This is a genomic window from Agrobacterium bohemicum, from assembly GCF_001562555.1.
Classification (GTDB): Bacteria; Pseudomonadota; Alphaproteobacteria; order Rhizobiales; family Rhizobiaceae; genus Agrobacterium; species Agrobacterium bohemicum.
This window is the reverse complement of record NZ_KQ961028.1, coordinates 116,803-142,805: the sequence shown is the minus strand read 5'-3', so window position 1 is coordinate 142,805 and position 26,003 is coordinate 116,803. Positions and strand designations below refer to the sequence as shown.

General features: G+C 55.9%; 30 protein-coding genes. 18 read left to right on the top strand and 12 right to left on the bottom strand.

The window, feature by feature from the left end; genetic code table 11:
* The first annotated feature begins 146 nt into the window (after positions 1–146).
* The 8 genes from murA to yacG all read left to right on the top strand — a co-directional run bounded on the left by murA (position 147) and on the right by yacG (position 5,596).
* Positions 147–1,439 (top strand): UDP-N-acetylglucosamine 1-carboxyvinyltransferase, encoded by a 1,293-nt coding sequence (gene murA, locus ATO67_RS11460; RefSeq protein WP_067648673.1) that lies wholly within the window; start codon positions 147–149, stop codon positions 1,437–1,439.
* A gap of 110 nt (positions 1,440–1,549) precedes the next feature.
* Entirely contained in the window at positions 1,550–1,987 is a 438-nt protein-coding gene (locus tag ATO67_RS11455; RefSeq protein ID WP_067648670.1) for a DUF2948 family protein, read from the top strand.
* Positions 1,988–2,125: 138 nt separating this feature from the next.
* A complete protein-coding gene (gene hisD, locus ATO67_RS11450; protein WP_067648666.1) occupies positions 2,126–3,424 on the top strand; it encodes a histidinol dehydrogenase in 1,299 nt (432 codons plus the stop codon).
* A gap of 3 nt (positions 3,425–3,427) precedes the next feature.
* A complete protein-coding gene (locus ATO67_RS11445) occupies positions 3,428–3,901 on the top strand; it encodes a UPF0262 family protein (RefSeq protein WP_067648663.1) in 474 nt (157 codons plus the stop codon).
* 2 nt (positions 3,902–3,903) lie between these two features.
* On the top strand, positions 3,904–4,383 hold the full coding sequence (locus ATO67_RS11440) for an arsenate-mycothiol transferase ArsC (RefSeq protein ID WP_067648660.1): 480 nt from the start codon (positions 3,904–3,906) through the stop codon (positions 4,381–4,383).
* Between the two features lie 105 nt (positions 4,384–4,488).
* The gene (infA, locus tag ATO67_RS11435; RefSeq protein ID WP_067648657.1) at positions 4,489–4,707 is read left to right on the top strand and encodes a translation initiation factor IF-1; all 219 of its coding nucleotides are present in this window, start codon (positions 4,489–4,491) and stop codon (positions 4,705–4,707) included.
* Between the two features lie 30 nt (positions 4,708–4,737).
* Entirely contained in the window at positions 4,738–5,361 is a 624-nt protein-coding gene (locus ATO67_RS11430; RefSeq protein WP_067648654.1) for a Maf-like protein, read from the top strand.
* A 4-nt stretch (positions 5,362–5,365) separates the two neighbouring features.
* The gene (gene yacG / locus ATO67_RS11425; protein ID WP_067648651.1) at positions 5,366–5,596 is read left to right on the top strand and encodes a DNA gyrase inhibitor YacG; all 231 of its coding nucleotides are present in this window, start codon (positions 5,366–5,368) and stop codon (positions 5,594–5,596) included.
* Between the two features lie 100 nt (positions 5,597–5,696).
* On the opposite strand, the gene ATO67_RS11420 is transcribed toward yacG, so the two are convergent.
* Entirely contained in the window at positions 5,697–7,898 is a 2,202-nt protein-coding gene (locus ATO67_RS11420; RefSeq protein ID WP_245303962.1) for a DUF1217 domain-containing protein, read from the bottom strand.
* Between the two features lie 274 nt (positions 7,899–8,172).
* Between ATO67_RS11420 and flhA the strand changes: the two genes are divergently transcribed.
* Genes flhA through ATO67_RS11390 form a run of 6 tightly spaced genes read left to right on the top strand, consistent with a single transcriptional unit; the run spans position 8,173 to position 12,941 of the window.
* Positions 8,173–10,263: a flagellar biosynthesis protein FlhA gene (gene flhA / locus ATO67_RS11415; RefSeq protein ID WP_067648646.1), complete on the top strand. Its 2,091-nt coding sequence runs from the start codon at positions 8,173–8,175 to the stop codon at positions 10,261–10,263.
* On the top strand, positions 10,260–11,012 hold the full coding sequence (gene fliR, locus ATO67_RS11410) for a flagellar biosynthetic protein FliR (RefSeq protein WP_067648643.1): 753 nt from the start codon (positions 10,260–10,262) through the stop codon (positions 11,010–11,012). The genes flhA and fliR overlap by 4 nt, the downstream gene beginning before the upstream one ends.
* A 9-nt stretch (positions 11,013–11,021) precedes the next feature.
* Positions 11,022–11,429: a hypothetical protein gene (locus tag ATO67_RS11405; RefSeq protein WP_082760238.1), complete on the top strand. Its 408-nt coding sequence runs from the start codon at positions 11,022–11,024 to the stop codon at positions 11,427–11,429.
* Positions 11,430–11,470: 41 nt separating this feature from the next.
* Complete coding sequence (locus ATO67_RS11400) at positions 11,471–12,025, top strand: rod-binding protein (RefSeq protein ID WP_067648639.1); 555 nt, start codon at positions 11,471–11,473, stop codon at positions 12,023–12,025.
* 20 nt (positions 12,026–12,045) lie between these two features.
* A complete protein-coding gene (locus tag ATO67_RS11395) occupies positions 12,046–12,411 on the top strand; it encodes a hypothetical protein (protein WP_067648636.1) in 366 nt (121 codons plus the stop codon).
* Positions 12,408–12,941 carry a hypothetical protein gene (locus ATO67_RS11390; protein ID WP_067648633.1) on the top strand — a complete coding sequence of 178 codons (534 nt, stop codon included), beginning with the start codon at positions 12,408–12,410 and terminating at the stop codon, positions 12,939–12,941. The genes ATO67_RS11395 and ATO67_RS11390 overlap by 4 nt, the downstream gene beginning before the upstream one ends.
* Before the next feature lie 147 nt (positions 12,942–13,088).
* On the opposite strand, the gene fliP is transcribed toward ATO67_RS11390, so the two are convergent.
* From fliP to flgB, 10 genes are all read right to left on the bottom strand, one after another.
* A complete protein-coding gene (fliP, locus tag ATO67_RS11385) occupies positions 13,089–13,826 on the bottom strand; it encodes a flagellar type III secretion system pore protein FliP (protein ID WP_067648630.1) in 738 nt (245 codons plus the stop codon).
* Entirely contained in the window at positions 13,823–14,356 is a 534-nt protein-coding gene (locus ATO67_RS11380; protein WP_067648627.1) for a flagellar basal body-associated FliL family protein, read from the bottom strand. The genes fliP and ATO67_RS11380 overlap by 4 nt, the downstream gene beginning before the upstream one ends.
* A gap of 69 nt (positions 14,357–14,425) precedes the next feature.
* Positions 14,426–15,151 (bottom strand): flagellar basal body L-ring protein FlgH, encoded by a 726-nt coding sequence (gene flgH / locus ATO67_RS11375; RefSeq protein ID WP_067648624.1) that lies wholly within the window; start codon positions 15,149–15,151, stop codon positions 14,426–14,428.
* Positions 15,148–15,678, bottom strand: a complete 531-nt coding sequence (locus ATO67_RS11370; protein WP_106404939.1) for a MotE family protein — start codon at positions 15,676–15,678, stop codon at positions 15,148–15,150. Before ATO67_RS11370 ends, flgH begins: the two co-directional genes overlap by 4 nt.
* Positions 15,675–16,799, bottom strand: coding sequence for a flagellar basal body P-ring protein FlgI (locus tag ATO67_RS11365; protein WP_082760237.1), 1,125 nt, complete (start codon positions 16,797–16,799; stop codon positions 15,675–15,677). The genes ATO67_RS11370 and ATO67_RS11365 overlap by 4 nt, the downstream gene beginning before the upstream one ends.
* Positions 16,796–17,284, bottom strand: coding sequence for a flagellar basal body P-ring formation chaperone FlgA (gene flgA / locus ATO67_RS11360; RefSeq protein ID WP_245303961.1), 489 nt, complete (start codon positions 17,282–17,284; stop codon positions 16,796–16,798). Before flgA ends, ATO67_RS11365 begins: the two co-directional genes overlap by 4 nt.
* A 6-nt stretch (positions 17,285–17,290) precedes the next feature.
* Positions 17,291–18,082 (bottom strand): flagellar basal-body rod protein FlgG, encoded by a 792-nt coding sequence (gene flgG / locus ATO67_RS11355; RefSeq protein ID WP_067648621.1) that lies wholly within the window; start codon positions 18,080–18,082, stop codon positions 17,291–17,293.
* 18 nt (positions 18,083–18,100) lie between these two features.
* On the bottom strand, positions 18,101–18,445 hold the full coding sequence (gene fliE, locus ATO67_RS11350; RefSeq protein ID WP_067648617.1) for a flagellar hook-basal body complex protein FliE: 345 nt from the start codon (positions 18,443–18,445) through the stop codon (positions 18,101–18,103).
* Complete coding sequence (gene flgC / locus ATO67_RS11345; RefSeq protein WP_067648614.1) at positions 18,445–18,861, bottom strand: flagellar basal body rod protein FlgC; 417 nt, start codon at positions 18,859–18,861, stop codon at positions 18,445–18,447. The genes fliE and flgC overlap by 1 nt, the downstream gene beginning before the upstream one ends.
* 1 nt (position 18,862) lies before the next feature.
* Complete coding sequence (gene flgB, locus ATO67_RS11340; protein WP_067648611.1) at positions 18,863–19,252, bottom strand: flagellar basal body rod protein FlgB; 390 nt, start codon at positions 19,250–19,252, stop codon at positions 18,863–18,865.
* Between the two features lie 241 nt (positions 19,253–19,493).
* Here flgB and ATO67_RS11335 point away from each other — a divergent pair, with 241 nt between their 5' ends.
* Together ATO67_RS11335 and folD are read left to right on the top strand one after the other, a co-directional pair.
* A complete protein-coding gene (locus tag ATO67_RS11335; RefSeq protein WP_067648608.1) occupies positions 19,494–21,263 on the top strand; it encodes a GumC domain-containing protein in 1,770 nt (589 codons plus the stop codon).
* An 82-nt stretch (positions 21,264–21,345) separates the two neighbouring features.
* Entirely contained in the window at positions 21,346–22,245 is a 900-nt protein-coding gene (folD, locus tag ATO67_RS11330; protein WP_067648605.1) for a bifunctional methylenetetrahydrofolate dehydrogenase/methenyltetrahydrofolate cyclohydrolase FolD, read from the top strand.
* Between the two features lie 5 nt (positions 22,246–22,250).
* On the opposite strand, the gene ATO67_RS11325 is transcribed toward folD, so the two are convergent.
* Positions 22,251–23,273, bottom strand: coding sequence for a LacI family DNA-binding transcriptional regulator (locus ATO67_RS11325; protein WP_067648602.1), 1,023 nt, complete (start codon positions 23,271–23,273; stop codon positions 22,251–22,253).
* A gap of 281 nt (positions 23,274–23,554) precedes the next feature.
* On the opposite strand from ATO67_RS11325, the gene ATO67_RS11320 reads away from it, so the two are divergent.
* Positions 23,555–24,916 (top strand): ABC transporter substrate-binding protein, encoded by a 1,362-nt coding sequence (locus ATO67_RS11320; RefSeq protein ID WP_067648599.1) that lies wholly within the window; start codon positions 23,555–23,557, stop codon positions 24,914–24,916.
* A gap of 72 nt (positions 24,917–24,988) precedes the next feature.
* A complete protein-coding gene (locus ATO67_RS11315; protein ID WP_067648595.1) occupies positions 24,989–26,002 on the top strand; it encodes a carbohydrate ABC transporter permease in 1,014 nt (337 codons plus the stop codon).
* The last annotated feature ends 1 nt before the right edge of the window (position 26,003 follow it).

The window sequence follows — 26,003 nt, the reverse complement described above, 5'->3', positions numbered from 1 at the left end:
AGTTTCCTCTATTGCGTAGCCTAACGGATTACGCGGCAGGACCTCTCCATTCTAATTTAAGACCGGACATCATCGACTGGAATGGCAGGAGAGGCCAATCCTTCGCAAGCACTCAGGAAAGGCGGGCGCACAGCCCGTAGGGACGTATGGATCGCATCAGAATAACCGGCGGCAATCAACTCAACGGCATCATCCCGATTTCAGGCGCAAAAAACGCAGCTTTGCCTTTGATGATCGCGTCGTTGTTGACCAGCGATACGCTGACGCTTGAAAACGTGCCGCATCTGGCAGACGTCGAACAACTCATCCGCATTCTTGGCAATCACGGCGTCGATATTGCTGTGAACGGTCGCCGGGAAAGCCAGGGTGAAGGTTATTCCCGCACGGTGCATTTTACCTGCCGCACCATTGTGGACACGACGGCACCGTATGAGCTCGTCTCCAAGATGCGCGCAAGCTTCTGGGTCATTGGTCCGCTGCTGGCACGTGATGGCAAGGCCCGTGTCTCCTTGCCTGGTGGCTGCGCCATCGGCACGCGCCCGGTGGATCTCTTCATCGAAGGTCTGGAGGCACTTGGTGCCACCATGGAAATCGATAGCGGTTACATCAACGCAACAGCGCCCTCTGGTGGCTTGATCGGTGCGACCTATACGTTCCCGAAGGTTTCGGTTGGTGCAACGCATGTCATGTTGATGGCCGCATCTCTGGCTCGAGGGACAACGGTCATTCATAACGCTGCACGCGAGCCTGAAGTCGTGGACCTCGCACAGTGCCTGACAGCAATGGGTGCTAAAATCGAAGGTGCGGGTACATCCACGATTACCATCGAAGGCGTGACCTCATTGTCCGGCGCACGTCACCGCGTGCTTCCCGACCGTATCGAAACCGGCACCTATGCCATGGCGGTCGCCATGACGGGCGGCGACGTTCTGCTTGAGGGCACGCGTGCTTCGCTGCTCGAAAATGCGCTCGACACGCTGAAGCTTGCTGGCGCAACGATTACCGAAACCGAAACCGGTCTACGCGTCGTGCGTAATGGTAATGGCATTCATCCGGTAGACGTCGTGACGGAACCGTTCCCAGGCTTTCCAACCGACCTTCAGGCGCAGTTCATGGCACTGATGACGCGCGCACAGGGTGTTTCGCACATCACTGAAACGATTTTCGAAAATCGCTTCATGCACGTGCAGGAACTGGCGCGTCTGGGTGCAAAAATCTCGCTTTCCGGCCAGATGGCTCGCATTGAAGGTGTTTCCCGCCTGAAGGGTGCACCTGTCATGGCGACCGATCTTCGTGCATCCGTTTCGCTGGTCATCGCCGGTCTTGTGGCGGAAGGTGAAACGGTGGTCTCGCGCGTCTACCACCTTGATCGTGGTTTCGAGCGTTTGGAAGAAAAGCTCAACCGTTGCGGTGCGCAGGTTGAGCGCGTCAGCGACTAATACTGCCCTCTCATCGAAGCCCGACGGTTGTAGAGCGGGCTTCGACTGCCTATCTCCAAGTCACAATTGGATATAAGCGGCGTTGTCCGCGCAAAGAGGACATAGACACGATGAGTGGCCTTAAATTGATGGCGCTGGACAGCGAAGATCTCTCCGTCATCTCGACCCATATGCAGGACAGCGTTTTCAAATTGAAGGACGCGTCGTTTGATCGTAAATCCGGCCAGTTTCTGCTGTCGTCCAACCGTTTTGTTTGGGAAAACGGCAGCAAAAAGGGCCAGCCGCAGGAGCGGTGCCGAAGCGTTCTGGCGCTGAAGCGAGTGGGCAATGTCCGCTCTTACGGCTTTGACCGTGATAACAAGGAACAGGTTCTCGCATTGCTAGCGGTGCAGTTCAACCAAAACGGGGAAGGCCCGGATGGAACGGTTGAGCTGACCCTTTCCGGCGGTGGTGCTATCGCGCTCGATGTCGAGTGCATCGAAGCTCAGCTGTCGGATGTCAGCGGTGGCTGGGAAACGACATCGAAACCGCACCACCCGCAAGACTGATCTTATAAAGCAGGCGGACAGGGAATTGCCTTGCCCGCCTGTTTTAATTTATGCCACATACCCAAGAGCGCATGCGAAAGCGTGCAGGCAAAGCATTTAGCCCTGTTTTCATAATGGGGCCGCAAGAGGGTAAGTGACGTGGCAATCTGGCTGGAACAGGCGTCTCAAGATTTTGAACAGGCTTTCGCAGCATTCCTGACGACAAAGAGAGAAGTGTCCGAAGACGTCAACATTGTCGTGCGCGATATCATCGATGATGTCCGCAGCCGAGGCGATGAGGCGCTGGCGCATTATTCCCTCAAATTCGACGGCCTGGATTTCAACAAGACCTCCATGCACGTCACGGCAGAGGAAATCGATGCAGCGATTGCGCAGGTCGATCCCGCCGTTCTCGATGCCCTGAAGTTTGCCTCAGCGCGAATCGAAAAGCACCACGCGCGTCAGATGCCGAAAGACGATATCTATGAAGATGACATCGGTGTCGGCCTCGGTTCTCGTTGGACTGCAATCGATGCGGTCGGGCTTTATGTTCCCGGCGGTACGGCAAGCTATCCAAGTTCGGTTCTGATGAATGCCGTGCCGGCCAGGGTTGCTGGGGTAGAGCGTATCGTCATGGTCGTTCCCGCCAATGGAGGCATCATCAACCCTGCAGTGCTGGCTGCGGCGCGAATTGCTGGCGTCGAGGAAATCTATCGTATCGGCGGCGCTCAGGCCGTCGCGGCGCTAGCCTACGGTACGCAGACGATTGCTCCGGTTGCCAAGATAGTCGGCCCCGGTAATGCTTACGTGGCTGCAGCCAAGCGCCATGTTTTCGGCACCGTTGGCATCGATATGATTGCCGGACCATCGGAAGTGCTTGTCATTGCCGACAAGAATAATGATCCCGAATGGCTGGCCGCCGATCTTCTGGCACAGGCCGAGCATGACGAGGGCGCGCAGTCCATTCTGATTACCGATGATGCCGATCTTGGCAAAGCGGTAGAGCAAGCCGTCGAGCGACAGTTGAAGCTATTGTCACGCTCTAAAACTGCAACGGCCAGCTGGCGCGATTTCGGTGCTATCATACTGGTCGAAAACCTTGCTGCATCTGTGCCGCTGGCCAATCGGATCGCCGCCGAGCATCTGGAACTGGCAGTGGATGACCCTGATGCACTGATGGCAGGCGTTCGCAACGCGGGCGCTATCTTCGTTGGCCGCCACACACCCGAGGTGATTGGTGATTACGTCGGCGGTTCCAACCACGTTTTGCCGACGGCGCGTTCTGCTCGCTTCTCGTCTGGTCTCTCGGTGTTGGATTTCGTCAAGCGTACGTCCATCCTGCGGCTGGGGCCGGAGCAATTGCGCCAGCTTGCGCCCTCCGCCATTACGCTTGCCCGTTCCGAAGGGCTGGATGCGCATGCGCGCTCCGTCGCCATCCGCCTCAATCTGGAAGGGTGAGGGATGGGTTCGAGCACTTTCAGGCTCTGTGATGTGGTTCTGGACGAGAGCATCGGCCGGTCCACGCCTGACGTCGAGCATGAACGGGCCGTTGCCATCTTTGACCTTATTGAGGAAAACAGTTTCGAGCCGATCGGTCACGCAGGCGGGCCTTACAAGCTCAATATTTCTCTCGTTGACACCAAGTTGGTGTTCTCGATCAAGACCGAAGACGAGCAGGCAGTCGCAACCCACATCCTGTCGCTGACGCCCTTCAGGCGCATCATCAAAGACTACTTCATGATCTGCGAGAGCTATTATGAAGCGATCCGCTCATCCACACCAAGCCAGATCGAGGCCATCGATATGGGACGGCGCGGCATCCACAATGATGGCTCGCAAACTCTGATGGACCGGTTGTCCGGGAAACTGAAAGTGGACTTCGATACGGCGCGGCGTCTCTTCACACTTGTCTGTGTGTTGTATTGGCGGGGCTAGGTATGCAGGACCCGACAACCATCGACTTGAAAGAAAAGGTACCGCGCGCCATATTGTTCATGTGCGGCATGAACGCCATCCGCTCCCCCATGGCAGAAGTCATCGCTAAACAGCTCGTTGCTCCCGGCATCTATATCCAATCGGCAGGCGTGCGCGCAGGTGAGCGAGACCCTTTCGTGGATGCAGTGCTGGATGAGGCCGGGCTGGCGCTGGGGAAACACAAACCGCGCACGATGGATGAGATAGAGGATGACTTTTTCGACCTCATCATCACTTTGACACCCGAGGCGCACCACAAAGCACTTGAATTGACCAGATCCAACTCTCTAGATGTCGTCTATTGGCCAACAATGGATCCGACGGTCGCAACCGGTACCCGGGAGCAGATTCTGGAAGCCTACCGCGAGGTGCGCGAGCACCTGACAAAGCTGATTTTGGAGCGTCTGCCGCAACGCGCCAGACCGTTTTCCGAGACACTTTAAAACGAACGACAATTTAGGTTCACAAATGTGCGGCGATTGTGTAGTTTCCGCGCAATTTTCCCGGCCTGTTCTGGCTGGCATTATCAACAGGAAGAAAAACACTATATGACAAAAGAAGAAGTCCTTGAGTTTCCGGGCGTCGTTATCGAACTTTTGCCGAATGCGACGTTTCGTGTGAAGCTGGAAAACGAACATGAAATCATCGCTCACACCGCAGGCCGCATGCGCAAGAACCGCATCCGCGTTCTGGCCGGTGACAAGGTGTTGGTCGAAATGACGCCTTATGACCTGACCAAGGGTCGCATCACCTATCGTTTCAAGTAATCGCCCGGCAGACCGGACGACTGGCAGAGCATGACAGACGCAAAACAAAAGCTGATTCTGGCTTCCGGGTCGCCACGCCGTCTTGAGCTGTTGCATCAGGTGGGCATCGAGCCCGCACGTCTGATGCCGATGGATATCGACGAGACGCCCGCCCGGCTGGAGCATCCGCGTACCCTTTGTCGCCGTCTGTCCTTGCAGAAGGCCGAGGCTGCCTACAAGGCGGTGAAGGGCGAGCTTGCCTGGAAAGGCGCCTATGTTCTGGGCTCCGACACCGTCGTGGCCGTCGGTCGTCGCATCGTCGGCAAGGCAGAATATATCGAAGATGCATCGGCGGCATTGCACCTGCTGTCGGGTCGCAGCCACTGGGTCTATACGGGCGTCTGCCTCGTCACCCCGAGCGGGAAGGTGCGCCAGAAGGTCGTAGAGACCAAGGTGCGCTTCAAACGCCTCTCCCAGCACGAGATCGACAGCTATATCGCCTCGGGTCAGTGGCGCGGCAAAGCGGGTGCCTATGGTATTCAGGGCATAGCTGGATGTTTCGTTCAGAAGCTGACGGGGTCCTATACAAATGTGGTGGGTCTTCCGCTTTATGAAACGGTGTCACTTCTGACCGGAGAGGGTTTCGAAGTGGCATCCGCCTGGCCGGAAGGTTGACGTAATGACAGATGAACCTAACAAATCCACCGTCACACACCTGCGCAAAACCCAGCCGTGCCCTGAGTGTAAACGACCATCCACGCGCGAAGATTATCCCTTCTGTTCGGACCGCTGTCGTTCGCTCGACCTCTCGCGTTGGCTGAAAGGCTCCTATGCCATTCCCGTCGCGGATGATGAGAGCAAGGCGGATGAGGACGGTGTCGTAAGACGCCCCGATGACGACGAGTATTGAGCATATTTGTCGCCGGAATCGTTATCCGAGAATAGAAAAGGCCCGAAAATCGTTTCGATTTTCGGGCCTTTGTCTTTTGATCAGTGATCGATCCGAGTGCTTACTGCCCTGACTTCAACTGGGCGACTGCCAGCAACGTATCGGCGCTGATGGAGGCGCCACCAGTCAGAATGGACAGGGTAGGGGACTGCGAAGCGTTGTTCTGAACATCGTAGAGCGCGGTGAACCGCTTCAGCAGTTTGGAGACATATTCCGGGTCCTGAAGCTTGGATATGTCGATGTTGGAGTTGACCAGATCGGCTTGCTTGGTGACGTCCATGTTCGCGATGGATTTGGGCAGGTTGAAAGTGGTCTTGAAAAATTGGAACAGCGCGTCATCGCTCAGGAAGCCATAGGGACTTGAAATCGTTGGGGCCATGCGTTCAAAATAAAGAGCCAGGCGCACGCCAGCATTTTTGTCGCCCTGCTGCTCTTCCAATGTTTGGCGGGCGTACTGGTTGGTCGTTCCCAGAACTTCACCGCGTTGCTGGCCGCCACGGACCGCATCAGCCGTCAGTTTTCCTTCTGCGTCAAAATTGAAAGAGGCGACGATCTGGGCAAACTTGTCATTTTCAAGCGTGTTGACGTAGCTCTTCGGGTCAGACAGGTCGGACTCGAACATCTTCTTGAGGTCGGCCGGCACGACACTTTTCGGGTCGATGCCGTTGGCTTCAAGAATGAAATTGGTCACGCGCGTGTCAGACAGCAGATCCTTCACATCTGTGACGGACTCCATCTTTGATTTGTAATATTGGACTTCCGCATCCGATTTTTTCACAGCGGCGTCTTTCGCCGATCCGGTCAGCGATCTGACCTTGTAGCTTTCGTAATCCGCCGCATATTTGTCTGAGACGCTTTCCGCCTGTGCGAGAACCGGCGCTTTGATCTGGCCATCCGAAGTGAAGTTGAACGCCTTGTTCAACGCAACGAACCGATCGTCCTTGAGCGAGTTGACGTAACTTTTTCTGTCGCTCAGATCGCTTGTCAAGATGCGTTTGAGCTCCGACTGGCTGACCTCGTCGGGATCGATCCCGAATGCTCTCAATGCCACGTCCCAGACTTCGGTGACGTCGTCGTTTTTCTTGTCGTCGTCCTTTTTGTTGGAAACAAGAAAATCATCGAGACTGGTGAAGCCGACGACGCGCGTTTCGTAGTTGGTCACCGCCTCATCGATGGCTGTCGACTGGTCTTTGGAAAAAGCTGTCCTGTAAAGCTTGTTGATATCAGCCGTCTGTGTGGCGGTCTGTGCCGTATTGCCGCTGGCCAGTGAGCCATCCGTTTCGAAATTGAAATAATCCAACAATTTCGTATTGCCGTAGGTCGTCGCAAAAGTCTCGCTCGACATCAGGCTTGCAACGCTGCTGGCCATAATCGTCGGGTTCAGATCGAAAGCCGTCTTGATGTACTCCACCATCCGGCTGTCCGATACGAGATCTTTTGCGTCGGTGGCCGTCGCGACATTCTTGTCCCAATACCGCTTATTGGCATCTGCCAGGAGGTCTGAAGGAAATGTCGATTTATTGTACACGTAGTCCAGATTGAGGTCTTCGGTCTGGTCGGCAGTTTGAATGCTGCCGTTGATAGTGCCGTCGGTGTTGAAATTGAAGGCTGCGGTCAGCGCCTTCCAGGCAGGATTTTTGGCCTGATTGGCAAAGCTGTCGGGATCATCAAGATCACTCGTCAGAACCTGCTTGAGATAGCTCTTGGATGTGTATGTGGAATCAAGTCCTACGGCGTCCAGCATGTAGGTGCGAAGCCGGGTGTTATTGAGGAGGCTATCAATATCGGTGACTTTCCCGATCTGGGCAGCGAAATAGGTGCCTTCGGTCTTGATAGCTGTTTGCTCATTGGTAAACGATGCCTTGTAAGCGTCCGTCACGTCGCTCGCTTGCGCGGTATTCTGCGCAGTTTTCTTGTCGCCCTGAAAGTTGAAGGTTTCGGCGAATTGCAAATACCGTTTGTCGGTCAGCGAGTTTGCAAAACTCGTCTTGTCGGTGAGGTCACTTTCCAGAACCTTGCGCATAAAGGCTTTGCCATAGGTCATTTGTTCAAGACCATAGGCCTTCATGGCGTAGGAGTAGAGGCGATAGTCCCCAAGGAACTCATCGACCGTCTTCACGTCGCCGATTTTCTCCTTGTAATAGGCAGTATCTTTCGCAACCGATGACTGGCTGGCGACCGTTGACAACGACGACTTTATGTCGCGGTTGACGGTAAGATAGCTTGTATAAGTGGAAATCGACGCCATAACGTAGCCTTGCATAGTTTGGCCTTTGGGAAGACATGGCCAGCATACACGCCATCATCGCGCGAAGAACTTCCTCAATATATTACAATTTCGATCTGAACCAAAGCTTAATATTTGACTCGTTCATCGGTACAGCCGCCGGGGATAATAACGCCTGTTTTATCCACTCTCGCGCAAGCTTGATCCAATAATGCTGCGACGTCGATCTGTGTCCAGTCGGTCGGCATGGCTTTTCCATGACGGAAAGCCGGGACGCTACTGCAGTTTCTCATGAAGAGATGGAGTTAGAATGGCGACGCCTCCGAGCATATTGCCCCTTCCAAAGGCCGCACCAGGCGGTCGCGACGTCGGGTTTGCAGTGGGCATCGTGTCCATCCTCTGTATCCTCTTCCTGCCTATTCCGGTCTTCCTGATCGATATGGGCCTGGCATTTTCGATTGCCTTTTCTGTCCTTATCCTGATGGTGTCCTTGTGGATTCAGCGACCGCTGGATTTCTCTTCTTTCCCGACCATTCTTCTGATTTCGACCATGATCCGTTTGGCGCTAAACATTGCGACGACGCGTGTCATTCTTTCGCACGGTAACCAGGGCCATGAAGCTGCCGGTGGCGTCATCGCGGGCTTCTCGACACTTGTGATGTCGGGCGACTTCGTCATCGGTCTGATCGTCTTCCTCATCCTCATCGTGGTGAACTTCATCGTCATCACCAAGGGTGCGACGCGTATCGCGGAAGTCGGCGCGCGCTTCACCCTCGATGCCATTCCCGGCAAGCAGATGTCGATCGACGCTGACTTGTCCGCTGGTATCATCAACGAAAAAGAAGCCCAGCTTCGACGCCGTGAGCTGGAGGAAGAAAGCGCTTTCTACGGTGCCATGGACGGTGCTTCCAAGTTCGTTCGTGGGGACGCGGTCGCAGGTCTGATGATCACGGCTATCAACATTTGCGGTGGCATCATTATCGGTGTTTTCCGTCATGGCATGCCGATTGGCGAAGCTGCGGACGTGTTCGTGAAGCTCTCCGTTGGTGACGGTATCGTTTCGCAGGTACCAGCGCTGATCGTCTCGTTGGCAGCCGGTCTTATCATTACCCGCGGCGGTGCAAAGGGCTCCACCGACACAGCCGTGATCAATCAGTTGAGCGGATATCCCAAGGCTCTGGGTGTGGCTGCTGGCCTAATGTTCGTTCTCTCGCTCGTTCCGGGTCTGCCGTTAGTGCCGTTCATGTTCCTCGGTTTGACGCTCGCATTCGGCGCATGGTTCATTCCAAGGCAGCTAGCACAGGTGAAGGACGCGGAGCGCGCTGCCGAGCAGCAGCAGACGGACAAAGCGCAGGAAGCGGAAAAAGACACCGTCAAAAACTCCCTGCGCACGACTGAAATCGAACTTGCCCTTGGCAAGCAGGTTTCTCCACGGTTGCTTGGCGCGCACCAGGAACTTGGTTTCCGGGTGGGCAAGATGCGCAAGAAGTTCGCTACTCAGTACGGTTTCGTCGTTCCGGAAATCAAGGTTACGGACGATATCGCCATTCCCGACAAGTCCTATCAGATCAGAATTCACGGCACGACGGTTGCGGCCAGCACGCTGCGGGTTGGCGAAGTTCTCGTCATTACCGGCAAGGGTCGCAGACCGTCCGTTCCCGGCGACGATGTGCGGGAACCCGCGTTTGGCATGCCAGCCGTTTCGGTTTTGGAAAACTTCGTGGAAGATCTCAAGCGCGAGGGCTTCCATCCCATCGACAATATTTCGGCCTTGCTGACGCACGTCAGCGAAGTCATCCGCAACAATCTACCCATGTTGCTGTCCTACAAGGACGTCAAGGTTCTCATCGACAGGCTCGACCCGGAATACAAGAAACTGGCCGACGAAATCTGCTCGTCGCACATGTCCTATTCCGGCTTGCAGGCCATTTTGAAGCTGCTGCTGGCGGAGCGCGTTTCCATCCGCAATCTCCACCTCATTCTGGAAGCTGTGGCCGAGCTTGCACCTCATCTTCGCAGAACCGAACAGATCGTCGAACATGTCCGTATCCGTATGGCGCAGCAAATCTGCGGCGATCTTTCGGACAACGGTGTCCTGCGCGTCTTGAGACTGGGAACGAAGTGGGATGTGGTGTTCCAGCAGGCCCTCAAACGCGATCCCAAGGGCGAAGTGATCGAATTCGATATCGATCCGCGCCAGGTGGAAGAATTCTCCAACGAGGCGAGCAAAGTAATCCGTGAATTCATGGATGTCGGTCTACCATTCGTACTTGTTACTTTGCCCGAAACCCGGTCTTATGTCCGTATGATTACGGAACGCCTCTTCAGCACGCTGCCGGTGCTGTCACATGTCGAATTGGCCAAAGGCACGGAAATAAAGATACTCGGCTCGATCTCATGATCTCAGACCCGCAGGGAACGGTTATGGCGCTCTTTCTGGCATTTTGCCGAATAGGTGCCTGCTTGATGGTGATGCCGGGTTTTTCCTCGGCGCGCCTTCCCATGCAAATCCGGTTGCTCCTTGCAATGGCCCTTTCGATGGCCATTTTGCCGTTGTTGTGGGACACGATCTACCCGATGGCGAGAACCGACACGATCACCTATCTCAAGTTCATTTTCTTTGAATCGCTCGTCGGTGCGACCTTCGGCATGATCGCCCATCTTTATGTGCTGGGAATGCAGTTCGCGGCCACCGCCATGGGCACGGCAATTTCCTTCACCGGTCCGCCCGTGCAGGACGCTCTCGAAGACACATCGGAAAATCAGCTCTCCAGCATGTTATCCTACGGCGTACTGCTGTTGCTGTTCATTCTCGATTTCCATCACGTGGTTTTCCGTGCCATCGTGGATTCCTACGCGACCATCCCGCTGGGCGGCGCGATGAGCGTGCAACGTATGCTGATCTCGCTGACGGACACGCTGGTTGCCTCCATGAATGTTGCGCTTCGCGTGGCCAGCCCGTTTATTCTCTACGGGTTTCTCTTCAATGTGGCGATCGGGCTGATCAACAAGCTCGCCCCGCAGATACCCGTGTACTTCATATCGACCCCGTACGCGCTGGGCGGTGGGCTGCTGTTGCTCTACTTCGGCATCGCGGCGGTGGTGAACCAGTTCGTGAACGGTTTTTTTCGCGTTTTTGCAAATATGTGAGGGGCGAGGATGGACGATTCCAAATCTAAAAAGCTCAACAGGCTGGCCAAGGTTCAAGGGCATCTCAAGAAGATGGCTGAAAACGAGCTGGCGATCACCACCCGGGAACGCAACGATCTTGCTGAAAAGATCGATTCGCTGAGCGGGTATCTGACGTCGCTCGACCCAATGCACCAGCATATGCTCAAGCATTATGCCACCCGCCATGGCAAACTCATGTCCCGCGATGTTCGCCTCGAGTCGATCGAGAAAGCGCAGGAGCAGCAGGTCATGAAAGAGACGAAGAAGGGTGAACGTCTCGAAGACAAGCGCGATGCAGCACGTGCAGATGAGCTCCGTGTCCGCGAGGATAACAGCGTCTACGAACTGATCGATCTTCATATGAGCTTGAAAGACTCCAGCCTCCAGCAAGGTTAGGCAGGTACCGTCATCCGATAAAAACGGAAAAGGATGACGACGTGGCCATTTCTCCTCCAAGCGATCTTGTGCTTGATGTTGTGAATGCAGCGGACCCGACACAGGTTACGGCAGCAAGAGAAAAACTGCGCTCGGTGAGCGCGGCCAAAGAGGCATCGGTGTTGACAGCCAGCAACGCTGGCTTCGAATCTGCCATCAACAGTATCGATACTGCAGCTGGCAAGGCCGGTGTAGGTAACATTCATCACGTGAAAACCGACGAAAAGATTCCCGAGACCTATCGGAAATTCGAAGCCAGTGTTCTGTCGACAATGCTCCAGAATATGATGCCAAAGGAAAGCGAAGAGGTTTACGGCAAGGGTTCAGCTGGCGATTTCTGGAAAAGCATGATGGCCGAGCAGATGGCGGATGCCGTTTCCAAGCGCGGTGGCATCGGCATTGCAGAACAGGCCTACAATCAGGCCATGCAACGGGTCCGCAATGCTGAACCGCCCACTGCGACGAACGAGGACAGTAAAAGCCTTGCAGTCAGCATGGTGACGGACTTCCAACGGCGCATCTTTTCTGTAGCCGAAACCAACAAGACTGAAACTTAAGTGGCGGAGCGCTGAAAATGATGGAAATTGTAAATAACGACTACAGAACCCAGGCCATTCTCGGCCGCCTCGAAACGGTCATCGACAACGAAAATCAGCGAATCGGAAAAGATCCGGAATTCGATTTCAAATTGTCGAACGCGCATAAGAGCCGTTGCCTGTATGAACTCAGCATGTTGCTTCGCGATGTAGACGGGGCCAAGATCGCCGCTGCTCACAAACGTCAGATTCTTGATATCAAGGCCAAGCTGGCCATCAATACCCGCCGGGTCGAAGCCAACCTTCACGCCGTCAGGGCAGTGGTCGACCTTCTGAAGACGGCTGCCAGACGCGCCGAGGATGACGGCACCTACTCGCTGGAACAGTTCGCAAGCGGGGCGCAATGATCAAGCTTGTAGCGACAGGGATATGGATTCTCGTCGTAACACTCGGCGGCGTCTATGCCGCCGTGACTTTGGGTAATAAGGGTGCAAACCCTGCTACCGAAGTCGTTCACCCACCGCATTTCGTTCAAAGCGAAACCGTGACGTTGCCCGTCGTGGTGGATGGCACGGTGTCCGGCTACTTCATCCTTCGCGCCAGCCTTCAAGTGGATGAAGATGCGCTGAAGGAGGTCAATGTTCCCGTCCCCGTTTTCCTCACTGACGAGCTTTACACGTTGCTGGTCGGCGATAAACTGGTTGACGTGAAGACTGCCGACAAATTCGATGTGAACGGTTTCAAGGCCAAGATCAAGGATGGGCTGAACGCCCGACTTGAAAAGCCAATGGTCAAGCAGGTCCTTATCGAACAAATGGATTTCATCTCAAAAGAAGAGATCGAGGCCAGAGACCCCAACAAGAAACCTCAGCAGATTGTCGTCAATACCGATCCGCCGCCGCCGAAATCAACCGCTGCGGCAAGCTCCGGCCACTGAAGATTTGATGCCATCCAGACCGCTCGAACTTTGCCAAGTTCGGGCGGTTTTCGTTTGCGTAACGTGGGCAGCTCAGACCGTCAGCGGTATCACAATATGAATTTAAGCCGGCAGGTGGGGTGATCTGTTTCGGTCAGAATGAAACGTTCAGTAGAACGATCTGACCAGAGAGCCGACCAGCAGGTTCCAGCCGTCGATCAGCACGAAAAACAGGATCTTGAACGGCAGGGATATCGAGGTCGGCGGCAGCATCATCATACCCATCGCCATCGTGATGGTGGCCACGACCATGTCGATGACGAGAAATGGCAGAATGATTAGGAAGCCGATTTCAAAGCCGCGACGTATCTCCGACAGCATGAAAGCCGGGATGAGAACCCGATATTGCGGCACCGTGCCATTCATCGTTTCCTGACCCCGTTCATTGGCGAGATCGACGAAGAGGGCGAGGTCCTTGGGGCGGGTATTGTTTACCATGAAACCGCGAAACGGTTCAGCGGCGCGCTCGAGAGCCACCGCCTCGGTGATCTGGCTCTGCAGCAGCGGCTGGATACCATCCTGCCATGACCGTTCGAAGGTAGGCGCCATGACGTAAAAGGTCATGAACATAGCCATACTGGTTAGGATCATGGTGGATGGAGTGGTTCCCAGGCCCATGCCGGAACGCAAGATAGAAAAAGCGATGATGAACCGCGGAAAGCTGGTCACCATAATGAGGATGCCGGGAGCAATCGACAGAATGGTCAGCAGACCGAAGGTGCGAATGATCCAAGCAGCCGCAGAACCATCCAGCGGCAGATTGAGCAAATCAGCCGGCGATTGTTGTGCGAAGGCCAGTCCTGGGATGAGGACTAGAACAAGCAGAAGGATAATTTTTCGAATCATTCGATCACAAAGGTTCTGAAGAGAACCTTGGATACGCGCCCTTTTGATCTGAGGTCAACGATTTCTCTCAGGTCATCCCTAAGATATTGAAAGCCGCGTGGTCCCTGAAGCTGCTGCAAGGAAACAGTTCTGAGATAGGTCAGCATTTCCTGGTGCAAATCCTGAGCGAGCGAAGTATCGCCCGGGCCTGTAAACTGCAATGCAAGTTCAAGCCGTATCCACTTATCTGTAGGGTAACCTAGGTTGGTGACAATCGGATCGAGCGCGATCAGGCTGGGCGCTGCGGCACCGGCCGCGCCATGCTCACCGCCAGCCGCCGGTGCGCCGTGGGCACCCTCGACTGCTGCCGCTGCAAGTTCCGCAGGGGCCGGCACTGGCGTCGCGGCAGCGGGTGATGCTGGCACAAGCAATGTGTTGCCTACGAACCAGCCGCCGCCCAGGCCCAGCAGCGAGAGCACAGCAATGGCACCCGCGGTCACGACGATCGACGGCTTCTTCGGGGCAGCTGGTTCGGTTGTCGTGAGGCTCATGATCGTTTCTTACGTCTGTCTCGGAGTACAGCCCGTGCGGGATGCGGCGGGCCGTATGCTTGGTTCATGTCAAATCGGCGAGAACAGATCCACCACCTGCTGGCCAACCGGCGGCTGCTGGATTTCGGTGATACGGCCACGGCCACCATAGGAAATGCGGGCTTCCGCGATCTTTTCGTAGGAAATCGTGTTCTGGGAATTGACGTCCTGCGGCCGCACGATGCCCGCGACGTTGAGGATACGGACTTCGTGGTTGACGCGCACTTCCTGAGATCCGCTGATCAGCAGATTGCCGTTTTCCAGAATGCCGGTCACGACGGCAGCAACGAGCAGCGTCAGCTTTTCGGCACGACTAATGGAGCCCTTGCCGTTGGACTCGCTGGTATTGTCGAAGCTCAGCGACGAATCGGCCTGCGGTTTCCATCCGAGAATTTCGGCGTCAGCCTTCCAGCCAGTCTCACGATTGTTCTTTTTGGTGCGATCAGTCTCGTTGTCGAATGTCGCCTTGTCGTTGATCTGGATGTTGACCGTCAGAATGTCACCGATGTTCAACGCGCGGGCATCCTTGAACAGGGCCGCCTTGCTGTCACTCCACAGTGAGTAGCCGCTGGCGGTATGCAATGGCTGCTTCGGGTAGGACGCCAGTTGCGGCGCCTGGCTGAATTGCAGGCCACTGCCGATCGGGCTCATGGCCGGCGCATTGCCTATTTCCTTCAGAGTCTGGTTCTGCGTGATGCTGGAGCAGCCGGTTAGAACGCTTGCGGCGGAAAGGACAAGAATGAGCGCTTTGTTCATGACGGATCTCTTGATGTTGTTTTGTCGGTCGCGCTGGACATGATCGATGCGACGATGGCTGCCTTTTTGGCGTCCATCTCGGCGAGGATCAGGCCAGACTGGCGAGGCGGCAGCTTCATGATGATCGCGGCGGCAAGGGCAGGGTTGACCTCTGCCAGCTGGGGAGCAGCTGCATCCGCCTTCATCGTCTTGTAGACGTTGACGAGGTTTGCCTCGGCCTGCCGCATGAAGTCGTTGCGGCGCTTCAACCAGTCTTCATACTCGGCCTTGCGCGCTTCCATGACGGCGATGCGGTTGTCGACGTCCTGTTGCAGCTTTTCGAGATCCTGCTTTTGCAGGATGTAACGCTGGTCACGCGCCTGATCGATCACATTGGTGCAATATTGCTGGATTTCCTGGCCGCTCGTATCCCCTGATGTCACCCGCACCTGCTCTTGAGCTTTTGCGGATGGCAGCGCTGCGGCCATGACGAAAATGGCAAGCAGCGTACGGCGAGGTGTGAAGATTTCAGAGATTTTGACCATCATTGCAACACCAGTTCTGCTTGCAGCGCGCCAGCTGATTTTATGCCCTGAAGGATAGCGATGATGCCGTCCGGCTTGACGCCGATATTGTTCAGTCCAGCCACCAGCGAACGCAGGTTTGGTCCGTTGAGAATGGCAACGGGGCCACCGGTCTGCTGTGCCGCAATGTCGGTTTGTTCCTGAATGGCGGTTTCACCCCGGCTGAACGGTTGAGGCTGGATGACCTGCGGCGTCTCGGTAACCTGAACGGTCAGCGTGCCATAGCTGACGGCGACCTGTGAAATCCTGACATCGGCGCCGATCACGATGGTGCCCGTCCGCTCGTTGATGACGACCTTGGCTGGTGTATCCGTCTCTACGGCAAGATTTTCGATGTTCGCCATCAGACGGGTCAGGTCAGCCGACCGTGGTTTCTGGATGAAGACGACCTGACTGTCGCGCGCCTCGGCAATCGGTTCGCCAAAGGCGGTCTTGGCATAGCCGTTGATGGCGTCGGCAATGCGCGTGGATGTCGAAAAATCCGGATTGCGCAGTTGCAGGACCAGATTGACCGAATCCTTGAACTGCGAGGGCAACTCACGCTCGATGATCGCGCCGCTCGGCACGCGACCGGCTGTGGTGACACCCTGTGTCAACTGCGCGGCCTGACCTTCGGCATTGAAGCCTGATACGATGACCGAACCCTGAGCCACCGCATAAATCTGGCCATCGGCACCCGACATGGATGTCATGATGAGCGTGCCGCCACGCAAAGACGACGCATCGCCCAGCGAGCTGACATTGACGTCGAGCCGGCTTCCGGGGCTTGCGAATGGCGGAAGATTGGCGGTGACCATAACTGCGGCCACGTTTTTGGAGCCAGTCTGGTTGCCTTGCATGGAAATGCCGAGGTTCTGCAACATCGCCCGCATCGACTGTTCGGTAAAGGGCGAAGAACGCATGCTGTCGCCGGACCCTTGAAGGCCGACGACAAGACCGTAACCGATCAGCTGGTTTTCACGGCCAGCCTGCAGCGAAGCGATATCTTTGACACGAGCGTTGGCTTGGGAATAGGCAATCGGCGTCGTTGCGAAAAGCGTCGCGACGATTACGGTGACAGCGATCAAGCCGCGACGAAAACTCATTTCTGGAAAACCTCCACGGTTCCGTCGTGATTGGCCGTTCCGCTAACGGTAACGCCGGTATCGCGATTGCGCACACGCACGACTTCACCAGCCATGCCATCTTCAATGGCCGTGCCGGATGCTGAAAGGTTCATGCCGCCCACGCTGTAGACGATCCTGATCGAGGCCCCACGCTGGACCGCAAAAGGGTCACGAAGGTCGCCGACGGGAATGGTCCGTCCGGCAATCAGAGTGCGCTTGGAAACCTTGCCGACGACCGTTTGTACGGCGTCTGCATAGCCAGGCGAGAGGTTAGGGTTGGTGACGAGAACTTCCGTCACTCGCTCACGCGTGATGACGTCGCCCGGGAAAATAGTGGCTGTTGGAACAACGGCGTGTTTCTGCTGCGATAGGGCAGCCTGTGGCGCAAGCGCCACCAGGCTGACCGTGAGCGCCAGCGCCATTGTGCAGAAACTGCCAGGCACGATTTTCGGGCGGAACTTCATGTTACGCTACCTCTTCAGGTTCTGACTGACGATCGTCGCCATTTCGTCTGCTGTGGTGATGACCTTGGAGTTCATTTCATATGCGCGCTGCGCAGAAATGAGGTCGGTGATTTCCTTGACGGAATCGACGTTCGAGCTTTCGAGGTAGCCCTGCTTGATGTAGCCGAATCCCTCAGTCTGCGGCGCGGCTGTTACAGCGTTGCCTGATGCTTCCGTCTGTGAAAACAGGTTGTCGCCGAGTGGCTTCAATCCGGCTTCGTTGGCGAAGTTGCTGAGGTTCAGCTGGCCGAGTTCGGTTAGATTGTTTGCGGTTCCGATGCGCGCCGATATGATGCCATCCTTACTGATGGTAACTTCTGTCGCGTCGGTCGGAATGACGATGTTGGGCTGAACACCGTAACCGTCGATCGTGACCAGACGTCCGGTTGAATCCTTGTTGAGGGCACCGGCGCGCGTGTAGAGCGTGTTGCCATCGGGGCCATCGACCTGAAGCCAGCCCTTGCCGACGATTGCAACGTCGAGGTCATTGCTGGTCTGGGATATCTCGCCCTGAATGTGAAGCTTTCTTACCGCAGATGTCTGAACACCGAGGCCGATATTGGCGCCTTCAGGCACAACGGACTGGTTGGCGCGGTTCATAACGCCCTGTGCACGCTCGGTCTGGTAAAGCAGGTCAGTAAATTCGGCGCGGCCGCGCTTGAACGCAGTCGTGTTGATGTTCGCGATGTTGTTCGCGATGACCTCAAGGTTTGTCTGCTGGGCATCCATGCCCGTCGCTGCAATGGCTAGTGCTCTCATTTTTTATATCCTTAAGCGTCAAATCTGCATTTTCACGATGTCGAGATAGGCCGAGACGATCTTGTCGCGCAGTGCTACGGCGGTCTTGAGCGTCTGATCCGCCTGCATGACGGCATCCACCACTTCACGCGTGTTGGCCTTGCCCTGAAGGCCCGCAAAAGACATCGCTTCACTCTTCTTGAGGGAATCGATGGCATCCGTTGCCACACCACCCAGCACGCTGGCAAAGGTGGGGCCGGTGGCGGCACTCGCCGCCGTTGAAACGGCGCTTCCAGCAAGCGTGCTGAGGCTGGACGTGACTTCTTTCAGTCCGTCTGTTGCATCGTTCGTCAGTGATTTCAGGCTGTTAATGGCGTCGATCATCACTGACCCTTCAATAAGTCGATGGTTGAGGCAACCATGTCGCGTGTTTGCTTGATAACTTGCAGATTGGCGTCGTAGCCGCGGTTGGCCTCACGAAGGTCGGCCATCTCAATCAGCATGTTGACGTTCGGAAGCTTGACCATGCCTTTTTCGTCTGCGGCAGGGCTGTCGGGATCGTATTCCTGGGTGAAGTCGGAGCGATCGACGCCCAGCTTCTTGACCTCGACGAGATTTGTCTGGGAAACACGATCCATCTCATTCGCAAAAGTAATGGTCTTGCGACGATAAGGGTCTGCACCCGGCGTATCGCCTGTGGTGCGAGAGTTGGCGATGTTTTCCGAAACGATGCGCAGGCGCGTGGCCTGAGCTTCCATTCCGTTTCCCGCAATTTTCATCGAAGACTTTAAAGGGTCCATCTTACTTGCCCACCGCTGTCAGCATCATGCTGTGAAAAGAGCGAACGAGTTGCGCGTTCAGTTCGAACTGCCCCTTGATTTCGCCTGTCTTGGCCATTTCCTTGGAAAGGGACACCGTGTTGCCGGACTCCTGAACGCCGATTTCGTTGGTAAGGTCAGCATCCTCGAGCGCAACCTTGCCGCCGCCTGCAACTGCCAATTCCATGTGTGCCGAATTGGTGCGCGCCATCTGCATGCCGACCGACTGCAATTCCGCATCGAAAGGAACGACGTCCTTTGCGCGGAATTTTGGGGTGCTGGCATTTGCAATGTTACCGGCGACGACTTCCTGACGGACAGAAAGCCATTCGGCCTGCCGGGATGCCAACGCAAACAGCTGAATCGGCTGCATGACAATTCTCCGTGTTTAACTTGATCCTGTTTTAGGGTGACAATCTTGCGCGGGACTTGCGGAAGACGCTTTCTGCCGAACGGCCGAGGAGGTGGGGCGGGAGATGCCAATGTGTTCGTATTAACCTTTTGTTTGCCTTGTCGCTTTAGACTTCGTTTATATTTACACCAGCGGGCTTTCCGGTCTGCGCGGTATGTAACCCTATGGGTTTGAGATGGTTTTTGAGAGCAAGAGACTGGTGATGCCGAATCGGGACGCTCTTCGTGAGACACTCGTTGCTGCACCGTGGCGACGATATCTGCTGTCAGCCGCAACAGTGCTTTCCCTAACGGCATCCGGCTTTTTTCTGCCGACGATGCTTCTGGAGCCCGGCCTGAAAGGTTACGTTTCCCAGGCCGGCGTCAAAGTCTCCAATCCAAACGCCAACGCCGCTGGCGTGCAGCGCATCACATCGCAGCTTCGTGAAAATCTGCTGTCGCCGATGACGCTTGGCCTGATGGTTTCAGACTTGAAACTCCAACCTCAGGATCTCACCGGTATTCAGACGCAAGGCCATCTCTCCGTTTTTCTGGACCTGCTTGCGGGTGGAGGAAACAATGGTGATGCGCTGGTGGGCGCAACGGAAACGACGCTGAAAAATGCGGTGTCTATCTCGTCTGCGCTTCCCAGCAATGAGATCACAATCGATGTCACTGCCGCCACGCCCGAGGCATCGCAGAAGATCGCGGATTATGTCGCCGCTCGCATTGTAAAAGACATTGGTGCCGAGCAACGCGACCCGGAACTCCAGGCCGTCGAGAAGGCGCGTGTCGCGCTTGATAGCGCCGAGGCGGCGTTAACGGGCTTCCAGATGCGGCATGGTAACGACGCCGTCTCCCGTATTCAGGGCTTGCAGCAAAAAATTCGTGAAGACGAAGCCGCCACCACAACTCTCATTGCCAAGAGCAGCGAACTCGCGGACGGCATTTCAGCCGCGGCCTCCATGAAAGTGGATGACGTTCTCAACAGAACTCTGCCAGCGATGGTCGCGTTTGCGCCGCTGGAAACGATCCGCCAGAATTATACTGCCGCCAAGCTCGCGCTAGCCGAAGTCAGCGTCGATCACGGACCGAGACATCCGCGCACGATTGCCGCACAGACGACAGTAGATGCGGCGCGGGCGACAGCCATGCCCACCCTTCGCGGTGTGCTGGAAGCCTTGAAGCAAGAGCAAACGACCACAACGGAAGCACTGGAAATGCGGGCGAACACCCGCGCCGAACTCGACAGCCAGTTAAATGCCCTTGGGGATGCTCCCGCGGATCTCGCAAGGCTGGAAGCGGCCCTTGAGAAGGCACGCACGGATTACATCATCTCAAGCGACGCCGCAGGCACATTCTCCAGCGCACCGCGCATCAGCGCCGCCCTTGCGGTGACGGCTGAGCCGGGCGTTGCCAATTACGACAGCTTTACCGCAAATGCGATGTCAGCCGCAGGTGGAGCTACCGGGCTGCTGATCGCCCTTTTCGTCTTGAGTTACCGCCGCAAGGAGGAAGCAGGCGACGTTGCCGAGTTGCCGACCGTCATCAAGCTTGAAACGGCCTTAGACACGTCCGTCCATGAGATGTCGTCTGCCGAGACGATTCAAATCGAGCCCGGTATTTTCGATGACATGTCCGTGGAAAATCCAACGACGCCAGAACCGGTGACATTGGAGACTGTGTCTTCGTCAAAGGTCGAAGATGAAGCTGAGATCGAAACCGAGGCTGCCTATGATGAGGCTGCCAACGACTTGCCGTTTGACGAGCGGGTACGCCAGGTTTTGATGCAAAACGCCATTTCCTCTCAACCGCGGGAAAAAGAGGCGCCAGGGTTCAAGCTTCCGCCATTGCTGGCGGCGGCTCTGGCCGGTCACGCAGACCATGCGCAAGCCGAGACCGAGGAGTTGCGGATATTGCGCCAGGAGCTTGCTGTGCTCAGAACACGTTTGCTCGAACATGCGCGCGAAGAGCGGAACCGCAATCGCGCGTGACGCGTCGATTTTCAATCAAAATGCACTTTGCTATGCCGCATTCCGACGCTAGATAGCTATCTAGTTTCCAGGAGGCAGGCATATGGCAGTTGTGATCGACGGAAAAGCAAAAGCGGCATCTGTAATCGAGACCGTTCGCAAGGCGGCGGAAGGTCTTGCACAACAGGCGGGTGTGAAGCCCGGACTTGCCGTGGTCATCGTGGGTAACGACCCGGCTAGCCACGCTTATGTAAACTCCAAGAGCAAAACGGCCAAGGAATGCGGCTTCAAGTCTGTTCAGCATACTCTGCCGGAAGAAACGACACAGGCCGAACTGGAAGCCCTGGTCGCGACATTGAATGCCGATGCTTCCCTTCATGGCATTCTCGTACAGTTGCCACTGCCGGGACATCTCAATTCAGATACTGTCATTCAGTCCATTCTGCCGGAAAAAGATGTAGACGGCTTGAGTGTTCTCAACGCTGGAAAGCTCGCGACAGGTGACCTCGAGACAGGGTTGATCTCCTGCACACCAGCGGGTTCCATGCTTTTGGTGCGCAGCATTCATGGCGATGATCTCTCGGGCCTCAACGCGGTGGTCATCGGTCGTTCGAACCTGTTCGGCAAACCCATGGGGCAACTGCTTTTAAACGCCAACGCGACTGTCACCATGGCGCATTCGCGTACCAAAGATCTGGCTGCGGTCTGCAAGTCCGCTGATATCCTCGTTGCTGCGGTCGGTCGTCCGCAGATGGTCAAGGGTGATTGGGTGAAGCCCGGTGCAACCGTCATCGATGTCGGTATCAATCGCATTCCGGCACCGGAAAAAGGCGAGGGTAAGTCTCGTCTGGTGGGCGACGTGGCCTATGACGAGGCGAGCGCCGTTGCCGCTGCCATCACACCAGTTCCCGGTGGTGTGGGTCCTATGACGATTGCAATGCTGATGGCAAATACGGTCATCGCCGCGCATCGCGCCGTTGGAAAACCCGCACCTAAGTTCTAACGGATCTACACTCGGGCGGGGCCTGTCGATCCGCGCACGACAAGTTCCGCTTTCCATAATTCCTGTTGGTTGTCAGGCTGTCCGGATTTGATCTGTTTGATCAGCCGCTCGGCAATTCTCAGCCCGGCGGCCCTTAGCGAAGACCGCGTCGTCGTCAATGGCACCGAGAAATTGACCGGCTTCAGCAGTGGCAAGACATCGTCATGGGCAATCAGCGAAATATCTCTTCCCGGCTTCAGGCCTCGGTGATTGAGCGACCGGACGGCACCTAGCGCCAATGCTGTCGACGCACAGATGATCGCCGTCGGGCGATCGGCGCGCGACAGCAGTTGTTCCATTTTTAGAAATCCCGCTTCATCATTCATGATGCTGTGGCTGACATTGTCCTGACGTAGCGTATATCCACTCTCTCCCAGCGCAGCCTCGACACCACGGTGGCGACGAAAGGTGAAGTCGTAACCTTCCGGGCCGTTCAGAAGTGCAATGTTGTGATGGCCCAACTGCAACAGAAGCGATGTCGCATCGTGAAACGCAGTCTCATTGTCCACATCCAGGAAGGGATAATCCGCCTCCACGCCCCAGGAGCGGCCATGCACCATGAAGGGTATCGAAAGGCCTTTCATCATTTCGATGCGGGGGTCGTTCTTTTTCATATAGGCGAGATAGATGCCATCGACGCTGCCGCTGACGGCAAGTTCCTTCAGCGCATTTTCCTCATTGGCCGGATCGGTCGGCATGATGACGAGGTGAAAGCCGTTGCGGGCCGAAGCCTCTCCCAAGCCGCTGAGGAATTCACCGAAATGCACGTCGGATTGATAGTCTGGGCCGGTGGGCATCACCAGACCTATGGAGCCCATCTTGCCGGTTGCCAGACGTTGGGCTGCGACATTGGGCCGATAGCCGGTCTTCTGCGCAGCATCGATGATCTTGCGACGGGTCTCGGCGTTGACTTCCGGGTAGCCGTTAAGCGCACGGCTGATCGTGGTCTGGGAAATGCCGAGGTGCTGCGACAGTTGTTTCAAGTTCATGTTTCGCAGCCCTCCATGATTCAGGTGTCGGTTTGACGCGTTGCTCCTCCAAACGTCCAAACCGCTTTGGATGATAGCAAGAGTTCGATCGAGCCACAATTGGAAAGGTGAGGTTTCTTCATGCATAGCTTGCATGCTGCACTGCAGTGCATTTATTAAAGCGCTAAAGTTGAGTCTGGCACTTGACTCCGGTTCCATCCCAGTGAGAAGAATAGGTAGCCAAAGCGCTTTGAAGATTTTTTGCGGGTAATAGCCTGACAATGTGATGGGAGGAAAATCACATGAAAAAGACTTTCTTGACGACAGTGGCCGTGGCCACGCTTTTTGCAGGTGCAGCCCTTGCGGCAGACCTGAAGTTCAAGCCCGGTGAAGACGCGAAATTCAACTGGAAGAGCTACGAAGACTTCAAAACCGCCAATGCCAGCCTAAAAGGCGAAACGCTGACGATCTTCGGACCTTGGCGCGGTGAGGACGAAGCACTGTTTCAGTCCGTTCTGGCCTATTTTTCCGATGCGACCGGCGTGAACGTTCGGTATTCGTCTTCGGAAAATTACGAGCAGCAGATCGTTATCGACACGCAGGCGGGCTCGCCTCCCAATGTCGCCATTCTTCCCCAGCCAGGCCTTTTGGCCGACCTTGCTGCAAAAGGTCTTCTGACGCCGCTGGGGGATGAGACGGCGAACTGGGTCAAGGACAATTACGGCGCGGGCCAGTCCTGGGTCGATCTCGGCATGTATTCCGGCAAGGACGGCCAGAAGGCTTATTTCGCCTTCCCGTTCAAGGCAGACGTGAAGTCGCTGGTCTGGTACGTGCCTGAAAACTTCGAGGAAGCAGGCTACGAAGTTCCCAAAAGCTTGGAAGACCTCGTCAAGCTCAGCGACCAGATTGTAAAAGACGGCGGCACGCCATGGTGCATCGGTCTCGGTTCTGGCGGTGCGACGGGTTGGCCCGGCACTGACTGGGTTGAAGACTTCATGCTGCGCACCCAACCACTGGATGTCTACCAGAAGTGGACGACGAACGAAGTGAAGTTCAACGATCCACGCGTTGTTGCGGCCATCGAGGAATTTGGTAAGTTCGCCAAGAATGACAAATATGTCTCGGGTGGCGCAGCAGCTGTTGCGTCAACCGACTTCCGCGATAGCCCCAAGGGCCTCTTCGATATTCCGCCGAAGTGCTATCTGCATCGTCAGGCATCGTTCATTCCATCTTTCTTCCCTGAAGGTACCAAGGTCGGAACGGACGTCGATTTCTTCTATATGCCGACATTCGCGTCCAAGCCTGACCTCGGCAAGCCGGTTCTGGGTGCTGGCACGCTCTTCACCATCACCAAGGATTCGAAGTCCGCTCGCGCACTGGTCGAGTTCCTGAAGACGCCTATTGCGCATGAGGTCTGGATGGCACAGTCCGGTTTCCTCACGCCCTATAAGAAGGTCAACCTCGACGCTTACGCCAGCGAGCAGACCAAGCGTCAGGGTGAAATTCTCACCACAGCCACCAGCTTCGGTTTTGATGGCTCCGACCTTATGCCCGGCAAGATCGGTGCCGGCGCGTTCTGGACCGGTATGGTTGATTTCGTCGGCGGCAAATCTGCGCAGCAGGTTGGTGACGATATCCAGAAGGCCTGGGACGGCCTCAAGTAAAACAACCAATTGGCCCGGCGGTCGGATACCCGCTGCCGGGCTGGATATAAGAACGGAATACGGGGAGGGAATGTGATGACCCAGATCGTGTCAGCGCTCGGCGTAATGATCGTCGGCGTTTTCGCCTGTGCCGCTTATTATTGGCTGTCGGACAAGGCGCTGCAATTCATCTTCCCACTGAAGGACGGCGATGTCATCCATGCGTCGCGTAATCTGAACAGACGGGCTGCGGTTCGTCCCTGGCTCTTCGTCGGCCCAGCACTGTTGTTGCTGATCGTCTATCTCGTCTACCCCGTCGTCGCTACCTTTATCCTCTCTTTCTATGACCGCACCGGCGCCAACTTCGTCGGCCTCAACAATTATCGGTGGGCATTTTTCGATGCCGGTTTCCGCCAGTCCATTTTCAACAACATCCTTTGGCTCGCCGTCGTACCTGCTGCCTGTACCTTCTTCGGTCTCGTTATCGCCGTTATGACCGACCGCATCTGGTGGGGTAACATCGCCAAGTCCATCGTATTCATGCCGATGGCCATTTCCTTCGTCGGTGCGTCCGTCATCTGGAAATTCGTCTACGAATATCGCGGCGAAGGCCAGATTCAGATCGGCTTGTTGAATGCCATCGTCGAATTCTTCGGCGGCACTCCGGAGGTGTGGATTTCCATGCCCTTCTGGAACAACTTCTTCCTGATGATCATCCTCATCTGGATTCAGACCGGCTTCGCCATGGTCATCCTATCGGCCGCCCTGCGCGGCATTCCTGAAGAAACCGTCGAAGCCGCCGTCATCGATGGCGCCAATGGCTGGCAGATTTTCTGGAAAATCCTCGTGCCGCAGATTTGGGGCACCATCGCAGTCGTCTGGACGACCATCACCATTCTCGTTCTCAAGGTCTTCGATATCGTCCTGACCATGACCAACGGTCAGTGGAACACCATGGTTCTCGCTAACCTCATGTTCGACTGGATGTTCCGTGGCGGTGGGGATAGCGGCCGAAGCGCCGTCATCGCACTCGTCATCATGGCGGCGGTAACACCGATCATGATCTGGAACATTCGCCAGGCAAACCGTGAGATGGAGGGCCGCTGAT

Bases quoted from the DNA above. Each gene is read 5' to 3' on its own strand.
- fliP (WP_067648630.1), bottom strand. From the start codon at position 13,826: ATGATTCGAAAAATTATCCTTCTGCTTGTTCTAGTCCTCATCCCAGGA.
- yacG (WP_067648651.1), top strand. From the start codon at position 5,366: ATGACAGATGAACCTAACAAATCCACCGTCACACACCTGCGCAAAACC.
- ATO67_RS11325 (WP_067648602.1), bottom strand. From the start codon at position 23,273: ATGAACTTGAAACAACTGTCGCAGCACCTCGGCATTTCCCAGACCACG.
- ATO67_RS11320 (WP_067648599.1), top strand. From the start codon at position 23,555: ATGAAAAAGACTTTCTTGACGACAGTGGCCGTGGCCACGCTTTTTGCA.
- folD (WP_067648605.1), top strand. From the start codon at position 21,346: ATGGCAGTTGTGATCGACGGAAAAGCAAAAGCGGCATCTGTAATCGAG.
- flgA (WP_245303961.1), bottom strand. From the start codon at position 17,284: ATGAAGTTCCGCCCGAAAATCGTGCCTGGCAGTTTCTGCACAATGGCG.
- flgH (WP_067648624.1), bottom strand. From the start codon at position 15,151: ATGAACAAAGCGCTCATTCTTGTCCTTTCCGCCGCAAGCGTTCTAACC.
- ATO67_RS11405 (WP_082760238.1), top strand. From the start codon at position 11,022: ATGGACGATTCCAAATCTAAAAAGCTCAACAGGCTGGCCAAGGTTCAA.
- flhA (WP_067648646.1), top strand. From the start codon at position 8,173: ATGGCGACGCCTCCGAGCATATTGCCCCTTCCAAAGGCCGCACCAGGC.
- flgC (WP_067648614.1), bottom strand. From the start codon at position 18,861: ATGGACCCTTTAAAGTCTTCGATGAAAATTGCGGGAAACGGAATGGAA.
- ATO67_RS11440 (WP_067648660.1), top strand. From the start codon at position 3,904: ATGCAGGACCCGACAACCATCGACTTGAAAGAAAAGGTACCGCGCGCC.
- fliR (WP_067648643.1), top strand. From the start codon at position 10,260: ATGATCTCAGACCCGCAGGGAACGGTTATGGCGCTCTTTCTGGCATTT.
- ATO67_RS11455 (WP_067648670.1), top strand. From the start codon at position 1,550: ATGAGTGGCCTTAAATTGATGGCGCTGGACAGCGAAGATCTCTCCGTC.
- fliE (WP_067648617.1), bottom strand. From the start codon at position 18,445: ATGATCGACGCCATTAACAGCCTGAAATCACTGACGAACGATGCAACA.
- flgB (WP_067648611.1), bottom strand. From the start codon at position 19,252: ATGCAGCCGATTCAGCTGTTTGCGTTGGCATCCCGGCAGGCCGAATGG.
- ATO67_RS11380 (WP_067648627.1), bottom strand. From the start codon at position 14,356: ATGAGCCTCACGACAACCGAACCAGCTGCCCCGAAGAAGCCGTCGATC.
- ATO67_RS11420 (WP_245303962.1), bottom strand. From the start codon at position 7,898: ATGCAAGGCTACGTTATGGCGTCGATTTCCACTTATACAAGCTATCTT.
- ATO67_RS11390 (WP_067648633.1), top strand. From the start codon at position 12,408: ATGATCAAGCTTGTAGCGACAGGGATATGGATTCTCGTCGTAACACTC.
- murA (WP_067648673.1), top strand. From the start codon at position 147: ATGGATCGCATCAGAATAACCGGCGGCAATCAACTCAACGGCATCATC.
- infA (WP_067648657.1), top strand. From the start codon at position 4,489: ATGACAAAAGAAGAAGTCCTTGAGTTTCCGGGCGTCGTTATCGAACTT.
- ATO67_RS11430 (WP_067648654.1), top strand. From the start codon at position 4,738: ATGACAGACGCAAAACAAAAGCTGATTCTGGCTTCCGGGTCGCCACGC.
- ATO67_RS11395 (WP_067648636.1), top strand. From the start codon at position 12,046: ATGGAAATTGTAAATAACGACTACAGAACCCAGGCCATTCTCGGCCGC.
- flgG (WP_067648621.1), bottom strand. From the start codon at position 18,082: ATGAGAGCACTAGCCATTGCAGCGACGGGCATGGATGCCCAGCAGACA.
- ATO67_RS11335 (WP_067648608.1), top strand. From the start codon at position 19,494: ATGCCGAATCGGGACGCTCTTCGTGAGACACTCGTTGCTGCACCGTGG.
- ATO67_RS11445 (WP_067648663.1), top strand. From the start codon at position 3,428: ATGGGTTCGAGCACTTTCAGGCTCTGTGATGTGGTTCTGGACGAGAGC.
- ATO67_RS11370 (WP_106404939.1), bottom strand. From the start codon at position 15,678: ATGATGGTCAAAATCTCTGAAATCTTCACACCTCGCCGTACGCTGCTT.
- ATO67_RS11365 (WP_082760237.1), bottom strand. From the start codon at position 16,799: ATGAGTTTTCGTCGCGGCTTGATCGCTGTCACCGTAATCGTCGCGACG.